The 12,800-nt window shown below is 39.2% G+C and carries 18 protein-coding genes and 3 pseudogenes; 10 read left to right on the plus strand and 11 right to left on the minus strand.

Features of this window, described 5'->3' with window-relative positions; translation table 11 throughout:
* Nucleotides 1-150: 150 nt before the first annotated feature.
* The 6 genes and pseudogenes from PLEUR7319_RS0101315 to PLEUR7319_RS41825 all read right to left on the minus strand — a co-directional run bounded on the left by PLEUR7319_RS0101315 (nucleotide 151) and on the right by PLEUR7319_RS41825 (nucleotide 3,240).
* Nucleotides 151-1,224 (minus strand): hypothetical protein, encoded by a 1,074-nt coding sequence (locus PLEUR7319_RS0101315; RefSeq protein ID WP_019503402.1) that lies wholly within the window; start codon nucleotides 1,222-1,224, stop codon nucleotides 151-153.
* A gap of 64 nt (nucleotides 1,225-1,288) precedes the next feature.
* Nucleotides 1,289-1,792: pseudogene (locus PLEUR7319_RS0101320) on the minus strand (IS630 family transposase); the annotation flags it as partial.
* A gap of 2 nt (nucleotides 1,793-1,794) precedes the next feature.
* The gene (locus tag PLEUR7319_RS0101325; RefSeq protein WP_019503404.1) at nucleotides 1,795-2,157 is read right to left on the minus strand and encodes an IS630 transposase-related protein; all 363 of its coding nucleotides are present in this window, start codon (nucleotides 2,155-2,157) and stop codon (nucleotides 1,795-1,797) included.
* Between the two features lie 76 nt (nucleotides 2,158-2,233).
* On the minus strand, nucleotides 2,234-2,491 hold the full coding sequence (locus PLEUR7319_RS0101330; protein WP_019503405.1) for a hypothetical protein: 258 nt from the start codon (nucleotides 2,489-2,491) through the stop codon (nucleotides 2,234-2,236).
* 9 nt (nucleotides 2,492-2,500) lie between these two features.
* Complete coding sequence (locus tag PLEUR7319_RS33765) at nucleotides 2,501-3,022, minus strand: hypothetical protein (RefSeq protein WP_019503406.1); 522 nt, start codon at nucleotides 3,020-3,022, stop codon at nucleotides 2,501-2,503.
* An 8-nt stretch (nucleotides 3,023-3,030) separates the two neighbouring features.
* Entirely contained in the window at nucleotides 3,031-3,240 is a 210-nt protein-coding gene (locus PLEUR7319_RS41825; RefSeq protein ID WP_202804202.1) for a hypothetical protein, read from the minus strand.
* 126 nt (nucleotides 3,241-3,366) lie between these two features.
* Between PLEUR7319_RS41825 and PLEUR7319_RS0101340 the strand changes: the two genes are divergently transcribed.
* The gene (locus PLEUR7319_RS0101340; protein ID WP_019503407.1) at nucleotides 3,367-3,780 is read left to right on the plus strand and encodes a hypothetical protein; all 414 of its coding nucleotides are present in this window, start codon (nucleotides 3,367-3,369) and stop codon (nucleotides 3,778-3,780) included.
* Nucleotides 3,781-3,793: 13 nt separating this feature from the next.
* On the opposite strand, the gene PLEUR7319_RS0101345 is transcribed toward PLEUR7319_RS0101340, so the two are convergent.
* Both PLEUR7319_RS0101345 and PLEUR7319_RS0101350 read right to left on the minus strand, forming a co-directional pair.
* Nucleotides 3,794-4,183, minus strand: a complete 390-nt coding sequence (locus tag PLEUR7319_RS0101345) for a type II toxin-antitoxin system VapC family toxin (RefSeq protein ID WP_019503408.1) — start codon at nucleotides 4,181-4,183, stop codon at nucleotides 3,794-3,796.
* Nucleotides 4,180-4,461, minus strand: coding sequence for a hypothetical protein (locus tag PLEUR7319_RS0101350; RefSeq protein WP_019503409.1), 282 nt, complete (start codon nucleotides 4,459-4,461; stop codon nucleotides 4,180-4,182). Before PLEUR7319_RS0101350 ends, PLEUR7319_RS0101345 begins: the two co-directional genes overlap by 4 nt.
* A 135-nt stretch (nucleotides 4,462-4,596) precedes the next feature.
* Here PLEUR7319_RS0101350 and PLEUR7319_RS0101355 point away from each other — a divergent pair, with 135 nt between their 5' ends.
* From PLEUR7319_RS0101355 to PLEUR7319_RS33770, 5 genes and pseudogenes are all read left to right on the plus strand, one after another.
* A complete protein-coding gene (locus tag PLEUR7319_RS0101355) occupies nucleotides 4,597-5,061 on the plus strand; it encodes a hypothetical protein (RefSeq protein ID WP_158441804.1) in 465 nt (154 codons plus the stop codon).
* 96 nt (nucleotides 5,062-5,157) lie between these two features.
* Entirely contained in the window at nucleotides 5,158-5,520 is a 363-nt protein-coding gene (locus PLEUR7319_RS0101360; protein ID WP_019503411.1) for a type II toxin-antitoxin system RelE/ParE family toxin, read from the plus strand.
* A 21-nt stretch (nucleotides 5,521-5,541) separates the two neighbouring features.
* Nucleotides 5,542-5,880 carry a helix-turn-helix domain-containing protein gene (locus PLEUR7319_RS0101365; protein ID WP_019503412.1) on the plus strand — a complete coding sequence of 113 codons (339 nt, stop codon included), beginning with the start codon at nucleotides 5,542-5,544 and terminating at the stop codon, nucleotides 5,878-5,880.
* Nucleotides 5,881-6,018: 138 nt separating this feature from the next.
* The gene (locus PLEUR7319_RS0101370) at nucleotides 6,019-6,555 is read left to right on the plus strand and encodes a helix-turn-helix domain-containing protein (RefSeq protein WP_019503413.1); all 537 of its coding nucleotides are present in this window, start codon (nucleotides 6,019-6,021) and stop codon (nucleotides 6,553-6,555) included.
* A 265-nt stretch (nucleotides 6,556-6,820) separates the two neighbouring features.
* Nucleotides 6,821-7,111 (plus strand): annotated as a pseudogene (locus tag PLEUR7319_RS33770) (transposase); the annotation flags it as partial.
* Between the two features lie 19 nt (nucleotides 7,112-7,130).
* Here the strand turns inward: PLEUR7319_RS33770 and PLEUR7319_RS0101380 are convergent.
* Nucleotides 7,131-8,189 carry an IS4 family transposase gene (locus tag PLEUR7319_RS0101380; RefSeq protein ID WP_019503415.1) on the minus strand — a complete coding sequence of 353 codons (1,059 nt, stop codon included), beginning with the start codon at nucleotides 8,187-8,189 and terminating at the stop codon, nucleotides 7,131-7,133.
* Between the two features lie 186 nt (nucleotides 8,190-8,375).
* Between PLEUR7319_RS0101380 and PLEUR7319_RS33775 the strand changes: the two are divergent.
* Nucleotides 8,376-8,717 (plus strand): annotated as a pseudogene (locus PLEUR7319_RS33775) (transposase); the annotation flags it as partial.
* Nucleotides 8,718-9,140: 423 nt separating this feature from the next.
* On the opposite strand, the gene PLEUR7319_RS0101395 reads toward PLEUR7319_RS33775, so the two are convergent.
* Both PLEUR7319_RS0101395 and PLEUR7319_RS0101400 read right to left on the minus strand, forming a co-directional pair.
* On the minus strand, nucleotides 9,141-9,509 hold the full coding sequence (locus tag PLEUR7319_RS0101395; protein WP_019503418.1) for a hypothetical protein: 369 nt from the start codon (nucleotides 9,507-9,509) through the stop codon (nucleotides 9,141-9,143).
* Nucleotides 9,496-10,125: a ParA family protein gene (locus tag PLEUR7319_RS0101400; protein ID WP_019503419.1), complete on the minus strand. Its 630-nt coding sequence runs from the start codon at nucleotides 10,123-10,125 to the stop codon at nucleotides 9,496-9,498. The genes PLEUR7319_RS0101395 and PLEUR7319_RS0101400 overlap by 14 nt, the downstream gene beginning before the upstream one ends.
* A 1,075-nt stretch (nucleotides 10,126-11,200) precedes the next feature.
* Here PLEUR7319_RS0101400 and PLEUR7319_RS0101415 point away from each other — a divergent pair.
* The 3 genes from PLEUR7319_RS0101415 (at nucleotide 11,201) to PLEUR7319_RS40420 (ending at nucleotide 12,778) form a co-directional block, all read left to right on the plus strand.
* On the plus strand, nucleotides 11,201-11,623 hold the full coding sequence (locus PLEUR7319_RS0101415; protein WP_019503421.1) for a hypothetical protein: 423 nt from the start codon (nucleotides 11,201-11,203) through the stop codon (nucleotides 11,621-11,623).
* A gap of 569 nt (nucleotides 11,624-12,192) precedes the next feature.
* Nucleotides 12,193-12,510, plus strand: a complete 318-nt coding sequence (locus PLEUR7319_RS33780) for an IS630 transposase-related protein (RefSeq protein ID WP_019503386.1) — start codon at nucleotides 12,193-12,195, stop codon at nucleotides 12,508-12,510.
* Between the two features lie 82 nt (nucleotides 12,511-12,592).
* Complete coding sequence (locus tag PLEUR7319_RS40420; protein ID WP_144054217.1) at nucleotides 12,593-12,778, plus strand: hypothetical protein; 186 nt, start codon at nucleotides 12,593-12,595, stop codon at nucleotides 12,776-12,778.
* The last annotated feature ends 22 nt before the right edge of the window (nucleotides 12,779-12,800 follow it).

Genomic DNA, 12,800 nt, shown 5'->3' on the forward strand with positions numbered 1-12,800 from the left:
AGTTTTACGGTACATTTGTTCTTGCTCAGATAAGTGCAAGGGTCTTTTACCAATTTTAGGGGTTTTTCGCCATTTTTACTTAACTTTTTTCTGCGCCTAAAATCCTTATAACCTTTATTGGCTCAAGGTTGTCAAGTTATTCAGCAAACCCTAGCTACAGTTGGGCTTAATTTCGAGAAGGCGATCGCCCTGGTTATTAGTCCGATAAGCAGTTAAGATTACCTCTCCAGACTCAGTTACTTTAATTCCCCTAGCTGGTTGAATTTTACCTTGGGCTGTTTCAATGGGTTCGGGAACATTAGCGGTAGGATTTACTTCTCCATTGACTGTGACATTGAGAGAATTTAACGGTTCTCCTGGTTCGGGAACAATACCACCTTTTCCTTCTATGACAAAATTATTTTTTGCTGCACTTTCTCTATTTGCTTCACAAGCTTGAACAGTGGTTTGTTCTGATTCTATTGGATTAGGTGGGGATAATGTCGCAGAATCAAAAATATTAACAACAATACCTTCCTCTATACTGAGGCTCGAACTAGCATCAAAATCATTACTTCTATTACCAGGTGTTGCTAATCTCTCCGATATGCCAAAAACTCTATCTACTGCTACATCAATATTTCCTCCACTGCCTTCGCCAGAATTAGCAATAATATCACTACCGTCTCCAGGTAACTGACTGGGAAATACTATGATAAAGCCCGCATCAATAGATACATTACCTCCCGAAGAGCCAAAAGATTGAGCTACAATGCTGCTGTTATTTCTTAATTGAATTTGCTCGGCAATTTTAATATCAGCATTCGCTCCTGCTCCACTTTCAACACCAGTACTAGCTGTGATTGTTGCATTACTGTCCAAGGTTAGGTTATCTGCATTCAAAATAACGTTTCCACCGTCACCAAAACCGTCACTGTCTACAGTAATCGTTGCATTATTAGCAATTCTTAATTCCGACGAATTGACAGTAATATCTCCTGCACTACCTAGAGCTTCTGGAGTTGAGTTAGCAAATAAACCACTAGGAAATGACGTAGATTCTGAGCTTCCACTAATTGTGATTCTGTCTGCGTTGACAGTTAAAATTCCACTATTTCCCTCTCCAAAAGTACCAACACTGATTCTTCCACCATCTGTAATGCTAAGATTGGAAATTTCAATATTAATATTTCCAGCATTTCCCTCTCCAAAAGTACTACTATCAAGAACAGCATTGTTAATCAATGAAAAATTGTCAGCCCCAATATCAATATTTCCAGCATCTCCTATGGCTCCTTCACTAGTATAGCTAACTGATTTTAGAATGATTCATTTTATTTAGCTGTGCAGCCAAATTATCAGAGAAGTGCTCAAAGTCTTTTTTTGCGGATTTGACATAATGTTTGAGATTAGCCCATGCATGTTCGATGGGGTTTAGATCTGGAGAATAGGGGGGAAGATTTATCAGTTGGGCACCAGTACTTTCAATGAGATTTTTGATGTCATTTCCCCGATGCCAAGGAGCATTATCCATGATAACAACCATCCCATGAGTGAGATGTCCCTGAAGGTGAGATTTAATCCAATCCATAAAAACCTTCTTGTTGACAGTATGGTCATAAGTGTTTGTGGCAAAAAGTTTATTATCTGTTGACCAAGCCCCAATGATATTGGTTCTACCCTGTCTTTTGCCATCAGTTAGACCGTGTACTTTTTCTCCCTTGAGAGCATAGCCATGAGTTCTTTGCAAACGATGACATAGCCCACTCTCATCTAGATAAACTCTCTGTTGTTCGGGATACTGTTCTATCTCTTTTAAATAATCGTTTCGCCTTTGTTGGTCCCGTTCTCGGTACTGCGGTGTCTTTTTTTTCGACTAATCTTCAATCTTTTAAGTGCTCGACATACGGTATTTTCTTTGGCTCTAATCGCTTCTGCTATTTCTGCTTGATAGGCATCGGGATTTAATGCGACATAAGCTTTTAATTTTTCATCATCTACTCTAAACCCACCTCTTTTTTTGGGGTAAATAGCTGCAAGCTCTCCTCTTAAGGCTCTTTTTTCCCATCGAAGAATACTTGTTCTACTAGCTCCAAGCATTCTTGATATTTCTGTTTTGCTTTTGCCTTCTTCTAACAGGTCTAATGCACGTTGCCGCATATCTAAAGAATATGCCATTTTTAGGTTTTATTTTCGATTGTTTAAGGGTTATTATCCCAATTTAGCTTTAATTCTTCAGCGATTCAAACTTATTTCAGTTAGCTATAAATGTAGAAATACTTCCAGCATCAATTGTTAAAGATTGAGCATCAATGATTAAATCACCTGTATTTCCAGACCCAAAACCTCCAGTAAATAATTGACCTCCATCTAGAATAGAAACATTTGGAGCATTAATAGTTATATTTCCTGAATTTCCCTCACCTTGAGGATTAACAGTAGTAGCGATCAAGCTTGAAAAACCTTCTTCATTGTTTCCGCTTAGAGTTAAATCATCTACGGCATCAACCACAGGTAGTCCCTACAAAGCAGTGGAGGTCAAGAATTCATGGGCATTTTCAGGGATGGGTGCTTGAATCAAATCCGACCATTGTAACTGTGTTGAAGTGAGTCCCATCTTCATAGCTGGGGTCAAATGTTGATAACGACATTTGAATTTCCGAGTTTCACCAGTCAAATCCTGACGAAGACTTTTGTGAAAGGTGCGATAGTTGTAGTCAAATAAATTAATCCACAATACCGATTCAAAGTTTTTCTGGTTCTTACAATAGCCCAAAGTTTTACGCTGTAGATAAGAGACTTTTTGTCTTAAAGTTAGGTTGAATCTTTCGATATAAGAAGTATTCTTGGTCTTGTTGCCGAAATCAGTTTCTTGACCCTTGACGATCCTTTGTTTGACTGTCACAAGTCTCCTTTTTCGACGTTGTTTGACAATTTGAAGATAAGCGTAGCGAACTTTCTCAAAACAGTTAGAGATCGCTTTCTCGTAAGCCGCCAGTTTATCTGTCGTCACTAAAAGAAAATGTTCAAAGCCCCAAGGCATTAGGTAAACTAGATTTTCGAGAAGACGATGAGCAGTGTGGGAGGTGCGAGAGCCGAGCCTAAAATTAACCCAGAATTTCGAGAATCATTTTTCACAGGATATGTTCCATCAAGAGTGATGTAATTATCTGGGTCTAAGTGATAGGAACAATTTCGACCAGGGCAAAAACGGGGAAAGAGTGGATGGAGCAGTTTTGGATTATAAGCAGAAATTGTCATCCCGTTTTTAGAGCGATCGCTTGCTTGAATTACATTTCTCTAATTTAACTGGTGTAAGACCCATGAATTCTCGACCTCCACTGTTTTGTAGGGACTACCCAATTTTGTACGCACTTGTAGTCATGAATGTACACAGTTAAGGTATCTGCTATTGCTTCAACAAACTTTATCACAAATATCCCACCTTGTACTCAGTCGGGAAAATGGACAGCTACAAAAATAGCTATTCAAACCTACCAACAAAATGCCAATAGTCGTCATGTTGATTCAGCAGAAGAGTTTTCAAAAATGCCGTCACTGCCGTCACAAGAAAAGCCTGAAAGCTATACTGCTGTTGATGTGACGGATAGTTTTAGTTATCCATCATCAGCCATAAATTCACCCATAACTGTGGGGGATAAGGTAACAATTTTCGACTGTCCAGGGCATTGGTTATGGGCTAGCCCTTTTACTGTACAAGAAGTGGAAGGTGAAATGGTGAAGCTAGAAATGATAGAAGAATTGGTAGAAATGGGTCAATTAGAGAAGTGGGATAGGTAAGAATAAATTGGCATTAAAATAATAATCGAATGTCAGGATAAGCAAGTATCAACTTGTCCTCAGTCAAAATTATGAGATCGTGTTGTAGAGCCTGAGCCATGATGAGGCGGTCAAAGGGATCTTTGTGAAGTAAAGGGAGTTGGACCAAATGAGCAATACTATTTTCATCTACAGTCAAAGTTTTAATCAGATGTTTTCTCCTTTGAATTGGGAGATAGGTTTCTGGAGAAGAGGGAAAATCTAGTTTGCCTATCTGATACTTAATGACACATTCCCAAATCGAGACAACACTCAACAATATTTCATGATCGAGATTATGAATGATGTGACGATATCGATCTGACAAACGTTTATCATTATCAACTAACCAGAGAAAAATATGAGTATCTAACAGTATTCTCATTGAGGATTATTGAATAAATCTAAAATTTCATCGGGTAGGGGATTGTTAAAATCATCGGGAACAGTAAACTCTCCCTGAGCAAGACCTATGGGTCGTTGTTTATTTTGCTGACGATAGGATTCAATAACTCTGTCAACATCCTCATTGGTCATAGGATAGTCAGAATTGGTAGGTGTAGTTTGATGTTCTATGGACTCGACAAATTGACGAACTAAATGAAGTTGTTCGGGAGATAAGTTATTTAATTTGCGGTCTAATTCGGCTCTAATGCTAGTCATAACGATAAATTGTGCTAGTCCTCTAAACTAATTTTACGTAATGAGGCACTCAAAAGTTCTATGGGCTGATTCCATCAAGAAAGAGTTAGTTAATTAAGTAGTACGAATGTCATAAATAGACTGTGGACGATGGTGATGGATAAGGTGACGGATGTTATAGAATATGTGATGGCTGAAAGTATTGCTAGTGATAGATGTGACGACAGTGACGGTAAAAATAAAAAGTCCTCTGAAAATAATGATATTGTAGAAAGCAAAGCTGACTGTAATACGGTTAATAAAAGTCAACTAGAGAAAATTGATTTGGCAGAAGAGTTTTCAGAAATGCCGTCATATGCGGAGCGGTATCCTTTAGGACACTCGTCACAAGAGAAGTCTCAAAGTCAGACGGTTCTGGGTGTGACGACAAATCTAAAGTATCCTTCACCAGCTATGGCTCAACCCATCACAGTAGGCGATCGCGTAACAATAGATGATTGTCCAGGTCACTGGTCATGGGCTTCACCCTTTACAGTAATAGCAATAGAGGGAAATATGGCAGCATTAGAAATGGTGAATGAAATGGTGGAAATGAGTCGTTTGGAGAAGTGTCAAAGATAAATTTTTTACCTGATACTTTTCTAGCTGTAGTAAAGAGTTTGGTCTTATTGGGTGTAAATTTATATAATGTCATCATGTCAGATTTGACATAGTATAATGAACATAAATAAACAAAATCTAGAGAGTAGTGAATCTCAAGATAAAGTGCTGGTCTGGTTTGCGGGGGAGGTAAAAACACCTCCATTCTCAAGAGAGGCTCGTATTGAAGCAGGTTATCTACTGAGATTGCTGCAAAAGGGGGAATTGTTATCGATGCCTCAATCTCGTCCAATGCCAAGCATTGGGAAAAGGTGTCATGAGTTACGAATTAATGATGAAAGTAAAACATGGCGGATTATTTATCGTATTGAGGAAGATGCCATAGTAATTGTAGATGTGTTTGCTAAGAAGACAAATAAAACTCCAGAGGCAGTACTCAAGCGATGTCAAAAAAGACTGAAGCAGTATGAGGGAATGTAGTCAAGAATAGAGGAGATAGAGATGGACTCTGAAAAAAGAAAAAGACTAGAGGCAGGTGGTTGGGTTGTTGGTGATGCTAGTGATTTTTTAAGTTTAACTCCTGTGGAAACTGAATTAGTGGAACTAAAAGTAAGATTGGCTTTGTTTGCCAAGGAACAAAGAAAAGTGAGTAATCTGTCCCAAGATGCCTTAGCGAAGAAAATGGGTTCTTCGCAATCACGCATAGCCAAGATCGAATCGGGAGATCCATCAGTATCATTAGATTTGATAGTTAGGGCATTGTTAACAAGCGGGGCGACTCGTCAGGAATTGGCACAAGTAGTTATGGGTTCTGATCGTTTAGAGAAATTAGAGAATTGAGCCAAAAACCTGCACTTAAATTGAGTGTTTGGTAGCTAGTGCAGCTGAGCGAAAGTAAGCCACCAGGTTTAAAAAGAAACCAAATTCAGATAAACTGAAATATAATTCAATGAAGCCAAAGGATAAATCTTGGAGTCGATGCCCATTACCAAAGCGTTGCCAATCCAACTATCGAAGCGACAAGAAACACTACTCCAACGGATAGTTAGAGGGACGACCAACTCCTATCGTCTCGTGAGAAGAGCCAAGCTAATCTTAGCGGCAGCATCAGGAGGGAGCAATAGTTCAATTAGTCGAAGATTAGAACTAGACCGAGAGCAAGTGCGCGTTTGGCGAGAGCGATGGAGAGAGTCCACTTCAAAACTGACAACAGCTGAAGAGGAACAGGTAACGGATAAGAAGTTAATGGCCTTAATTGAGCAAATCTTAGGAGATCGTCCAAGACCAGGGACAACAAAGTCCTTTACGGTCGAACAAGTCGTCCAAATCGTGGCCATCGCCTGTGAATCCCCCTCTAAATCAGAAAGACCAGTAAGTCATTGGACGGCAAGAGAGTTAGCCTCTGAAGCAGTCAAAAGAGGAATTGTCGAAAAGATTTCACCTCGAAGTGTGGGGCGTTTTTTAAAAAGAAGCCACACTACAACCACATCGCCATCGTTACTGGTTAAATCCTAAAATTGATGACCCTTTAAAATTTAAAAAGCAAGTCAAATATATCTGTGAACTTCATCAAAAGGCCTTGACGTTATCTTAAAGCTTTTAGCCTTTAGCCTTTAGCCTTTAGCTTCTAGCCTTGGTTTGACTGCTAAAAGCGTAATTGAGTTTAAGACTCCGACCTCTTAGGTCGTCGACAATCAGGTAGAGTTTAAGACTCTATTTGATTGAAGCTAAGAGCTAATAGCTAATAGCTAATAGCTAGTTATTAGAACAAGGTGTTCATTTGGTTAGTACAGATGAAATGACAGGAATTCAAGCTCTTGAGAGATTATTTCCTGCCAAACCAGCCAAACCAAACCAAGTGGAAAAAATAGAATTTGAGTATGAACGCCACGGAACATTAAGCTTAATCGCCAATTGGGATGTGGCGGTGGGCAAAGTTCTAACTCCGTCAATTGGAGCTACTCGAACGGAACAAGACTTTGCCGAACACATCGCTCAAACGATCAAAACGTCTCCAGATGATGGATGGATTTTTATCGTCGATCAACTCAATACTCATAAATCAGAAAGCTCACGGGGTGACAATTAGGCTAAAAAGTAGTTTGGATGAGTCTTTTAGCCCTCAGACCTTGTTGGTAGAAAGGTAACTTATTGGGAGTGAATATCATTAACTGCTCTACCAAATCATGACAAAATTCATAGGTTTGAATCCATAATCCACCATACAAACCCACCCAGAAATTACTGTGTCGTTTTGTAGTTCTCATGGCTAATTTAAGACGACAAACATACTTTTGAATCCCCATAGATTTGATTTTTTTGCCTCTTTTAATGGCACAAGTATAAGCGATCGCTATTAATAAGACTAAAGCTAGTAAACGTTGCTCATTGCCATAACATTGTTCCAAATTATAACCGCCTGTTTTGCAATCTTTAAACATTGCCTCTATACCACTACGATGCCGATAAGCTAATACTGCTTGTTTTAAATTGGGCAAATTTGTAATCAGATACCATCCTTCATCTTTTTGCTTCTTTTTGGTCTTCTGTGACCAATGACCAGCGATATTAACTACACCAAAACCTTTTTGTTTTGTTAGTTCAACCGATGCTAAATAAAAAGATTTTCCGGGTTTAAGTCCTAAAGATTTTAATAACTGATAATTTTCTCCTTTTTGCTTGATGTATTTATCGTCTTTGGTTCTGATAACGTATTGGCATTCCTTTCTTTCTAGCCAATCTGCCAATGATATATGACCAAACTCACGGTCTCCTACAATAACAATTTGGTATCCATCTAAAAGGCGTAATACTGATTTGAGCAATCTCTTTTGTTCCTGAAAATTGCTATTGCCCTTTTTGTCTAGTAAGAGCCAATGTAGAGGAATTGCTCTTTTATCTTTGATGAGACTGGCTACAAATAAATTTCGTTCTTTCCATCTGGTTCTATCTATAGCTACATAAGCTATTTTATTAGCAGCTTGATTGATTTTTAGCCATTTTTTGAGAACAGGAAACCAAAGACATTTCACCTTCAACTTGGGTGAGATTAATAGTCTTTGAAGATGACGACGACGGCTCTCATATTTGATCGGGATTGGTAGTACAGCAGCTAATTTCTCAATCTGTATTGTTCTGTAACTTTGCAATAAGAAGATAATTATTTGTAACGTAGTATATTGCCTTGAGGTCAACAACTTAGAGAAGCATTTGTGATAGAATTCTGGCAACATTTTTGTTTAGGGGTTTTTCTCAATAAGTTCGACCCCTTTTTTCTACCATCTTCTCGCTCTCTTGACTGTTCATCGTCTATTCCACGGGGTTGTCACCCCGTGAGATCAGAAAGTTTAGTCAAATTAGTGGCATCAAGCTGTGGAATTACGACAGATTTAGGAGTAAAAGGAAAAAAAGGAATTCTACTGTCTATGGTCAGCAGGGAGACTTTTTTATCAGATGAATCTCATCGAATTCGCTTCGTTTATGTTCCAAAACATACATCTTGGCTTAATCAAATTGAGTGTTGGTTTTCTATCTTAGTCAGGCGTTTACTCAAAAGAAGTAGTTTCTGTTCAACTGAAGAGCTATCCCAAAAGATTCTGAGTTTTATTGATTACTTTAATTCACATTTTTCTCAGCCATTTGTTTGGAAATTTAAGGGCTTTAAAGATCATGACTGACTGCTGGATTATTTCCGCCATGCTGCACTAGTGTTTGTAATGCGATCGAATTTATTGCTCCTAGGGCTGTTCATTTTTTAAGCCAAAATGTCCCCGATTTTGCTCCCTATAACTGCGTTATTGTCGAACATCTTCATCCCAACAGTTACTTAAACTTTGATGAATTTTTGGAAAAATACTATATCTTCAAACAAGATCTAGGTCACTGTTACTGGCACAATTTAACCAAAGAGGATTTTTATTTTTTAATCAAAGGTGAAAAAATCCCTAATTACCGTCAAATCCCTCCTTCTTTTTTTCATCATCGTTGGTCTAAAACTAAATTCGAGAAAGCTTGGAAATCTTTACGAGCTTTTGCCTATCCTCCTTATAATTTTACAATTGTAAAATTATAAAGTTTTATCAATCTCAAAATCTAAATTTCTACAATTTTCTTTTCTGCTGATTTACCCAGTCTTCCAGTAATTCGTTAATTAAGCTCTGGAGGTCTTTCTTTTCTGGGTTTACTGCCAAATGAAATCTCGCTTTAGCTTTGATTTCCCGATGAATATACACTGTTGTACTTTCATATTCTGGGTTACTACTCAGACTTTTGGGTCTTCCTACCTTTTTCTTCTTTGAATCTTCTGTTAGTTTTTCTTCCTTTAAGTTGGCAACTTTTAACTCTTCTTCTTTCTTAGCAGATGCTTCTATTTTTTGAGTTTCCCTCTCTGTGATTGATTCTGATTTATTTGCCCTTGCCTCTTTCCGCATCCGTGACAAATCTAGCAAACTCGGCTTATTCTTCCCCACTATAGATCTCCATTCCTAATTTCTCATAACATTCCCATGCGTTCGCTGAATACTGATCTTCGTATTGATCTACTGTTACCCCTAATAGTGGTGATTTTTCTAACGCCGTATATTGATATATCGTCGATTTAAACATCGGTACTTCTTCAATTGCTAATAACTCTCTTGCCTCTATTTCTTTGCTACTTGCCAACTTTTCCTTTCCTCCTGGTCTTCGTCTTGGTGGTGGGGTAATTGTCAACAGTGCTTTATAGTTAGCTTCATACTTGGACAATAGATCTCTTGTTTTTAGCAACGCATCTAAGTCCAGTGTTTTCGGCGGTGACGGTAAGATCAGCAAATCGTACATTTCCGCTGCTGCCTTGATCTCATCTTCTTCTGGTCTGGCTTTAGTGTCTGTTACTACATGAACCGCCTTCCTGACGTGCTTGACTGACCCTTCTAAATTACAGACCTCAAAATCTAAGATCCCTTTTTTCGCCCACTCGATTGCTGATGCATTTTTATCCGCATCGATCAATAAGGTTTTGCCAAACTTCTGCAAGTACGATGCTATATGTATCGCCGTTGTTGTCTTTCCGATTCCGCCTTTTAGTCCTATTAAACAGACATCCATTTTTTTGATTCTACTAGTTTATACCGCATCAATCTAACTCACAATTCTATTTTTGTATAATCCTAAAAATTTACATTTATACCTTTTTATAATTGTAAAATATTTATAATTATAAAATTCTACAGCTTTAGATTTTTAATAATAAAAACAGAAAAAGTCTCTCATCCTAATCTCACCGATCAATCCTCCGTGAGCAGGAAGGAGGGGCAACACAATATAACGACACCTAAACTAAGCTCACAATCACTGTTGCCCCTACTTCTTGCGAACAAACTACGTAGCCCATCTCTCTCTACTCCAAGGCGATCAGATCACCTTGAACACCAAAAAAAAGCAGGTTGTATATATATACAACCTACCTAAAAAAGAGCAAGCAAACTTTACTCAAGTTCGCAATAGCTCAAAATCATGAACTTATCGGCGTAGGAACGAATCTCAATGTAGGAATACCAAGCACCTTCGCCAGTATACCCGTGGGCTACAACTTGCGGCTCACAAGGAGAAATCCCCTCGGGCAGACTTTCAACGATAGCAAAAGAACTTACGCTCTGTCCCCAAACTAGCTCAGAAGGTGAAGAAGCCTGAAAGGTCAAAGTTCGCGTAAAAGCGTGAAGCCGAGATATTTCGATAGCCATAGTTTGTTAATTGAACTCAACAGGTTCCAGTCAAACAGGGGCTACCGCGAAGGCAAGGGCAAGGAGGACACGACGCAGCTCCGTACTACCCTTGCCGAGCGTATGGGGGTCTGGGGGTTTCCCCCAGATATAAACGCGAAGCTCGAGCTTGCCCCTGTTAAACTGGAAAAACCTGTGTGATAACCCCACCGATCAATCCTCCGTGAGCAGGAAGGAGGGGCAACACAATACAACGATACCTTTACTAAGCTCACAATCACTGTTGCCCCTACTTGCTGTGAACAAACTACGTAGCCCATCACTTAGGCGATTGCGCTTCGAGCGATCGCCCTAGTGATTGCGCTCCGCGCAGTGGCAGAGCCAATCGCTTGCAAGGTGATTGCCCGAAGGGCAGTGGCAGAGCCAGTCGCTAAATTTTTAGTTGAAGATTTTTTTTGTTGATGACTTATTCCCGAAGAACAAATACCAGAAGAAGAAGGACTCGCTCAACCAGTTCTCCAAATGAACAGAAACCTATCTTGCCCACTAATCTCAACTCAACAGAAAATAATATAGGACGAAGACGAACTCGCTCACTCAGTTCTCCAGGTGAACAGAAGCCCATACTAACCACACCAGAGCCGCAAGAGGAGAGCATCCCTAACCCCCTCACTGATTCAACAGAGGCAACTAAGGAAGCTTCCAACCCTCAACTAGTCAATCCTTCCTTGACCAATACCATTAACCAAATTCGCTCTGAACTCTACGAGGAAATTCGTTCTACCCTCGTTGAATCTGATTATTGGGATGAAACTCATTCCTGGGGGGCTGACAATGAAATCGAATCTGACGACTATTGGCATTTTGTTGGTCGCTTTGAATAGTTTCTCTAAATATTCTTGCTTAATACCTTTCTGCAGCTAGCTACCAATTACTCAAATAGGAGTGCAGGTTTTCTACAAAAATACTACTAAATCCAACCTGATTCACTTGGCTCCATATCCTTATCCAGCAAGCTTTTTGGGACAACCATCAATTCTTATCTTGACCCATTTCAAGGCAAAGAAACACGAATTACCTCATCTCCCTTGATTCCTGATTTGGGTAACATCACTGTTCTTTTTACTTTTTTCCCATTTTCCATGACTGTTTTTCTCTCGATTTTGTACAGCTTAAATGCCTCTTTAATTAACTCTGACTTTTCACGGTATCTTGGGTCGAAAAAAAACTAGGTAATAATGTTCGCTAACTTTTGTTCAATCTTGAGGTTTCCTCAACCAAATCTGACAAACCCATTGAAAGTGTACTCATCCCTCGCTCCAAAGCTTCAATTCGACCACGACGTGATAGAGCTTCAACCGCTTTCAAATAAGCTTGACTTCCAGCTTTATAGTCATTCTAAATAGGAAACATATGAAATAATATAAGCTAGATGAGAAATCAATCAGGTTAGATGACTTATAGTGTAGATTTGCGAAAGCGGGTAGTGGACTTTGTAGCGGCTGGAGGCTCCAAAGCCGAAGCATCAAGAAGATATGAGGTAAGTCTATGGTGTGTGAATGATTGGTGTCGAAGAAAGAATTTGACTCCAGCACCACAACTTGGAAGAAAGCGAAAACTAGACTCTCTAGCAATTGCCCAACATATTCAAGAAAATCCAGATGCTTTGTTAAGAGAAAGGGCGCAATATTTTGGAGTGCATACGAGTGCTATTGGGTATGCCCAGAAGCAAATGAAGTTAACTCGTAAAAAAAACGCTGAAATACACTGAACGTAAGCATAGTGAGCGAATCAGCTTTCTGAGAAATTTACGTAAAATTGTCATTCTTGACGGATCAAGCAATTTAGTTTACTTGGATGAATCAGGCTTTGAAGAATATGTCTATCGTCCTTATGGCTGGTCAAAACGAGGACAAAAAACTTACGGCGATTGCCCGAAGGGCAGTGGCTTCGCCAATCGCAATGGTAAAAGAGGAACAAGAACAAGTCTGATAGCTGGCAAAAGAGGCAAAGAGTTGTTAGCACCAGTTCTTTTTTAAAGGAAGTAAATGGTGCTTTATG

It is taken from the genome of Pleurocapsa sp. PCC 7319 (genome assembly GCF_000332195.1).
In the GTDB taxonomy this organism is placed as follows: domain Bacteria; phylum Cyanobacteriota; class Cyanobacteriia; order Cyanobacteriales; family Xenococcaceae; genus Waterburya.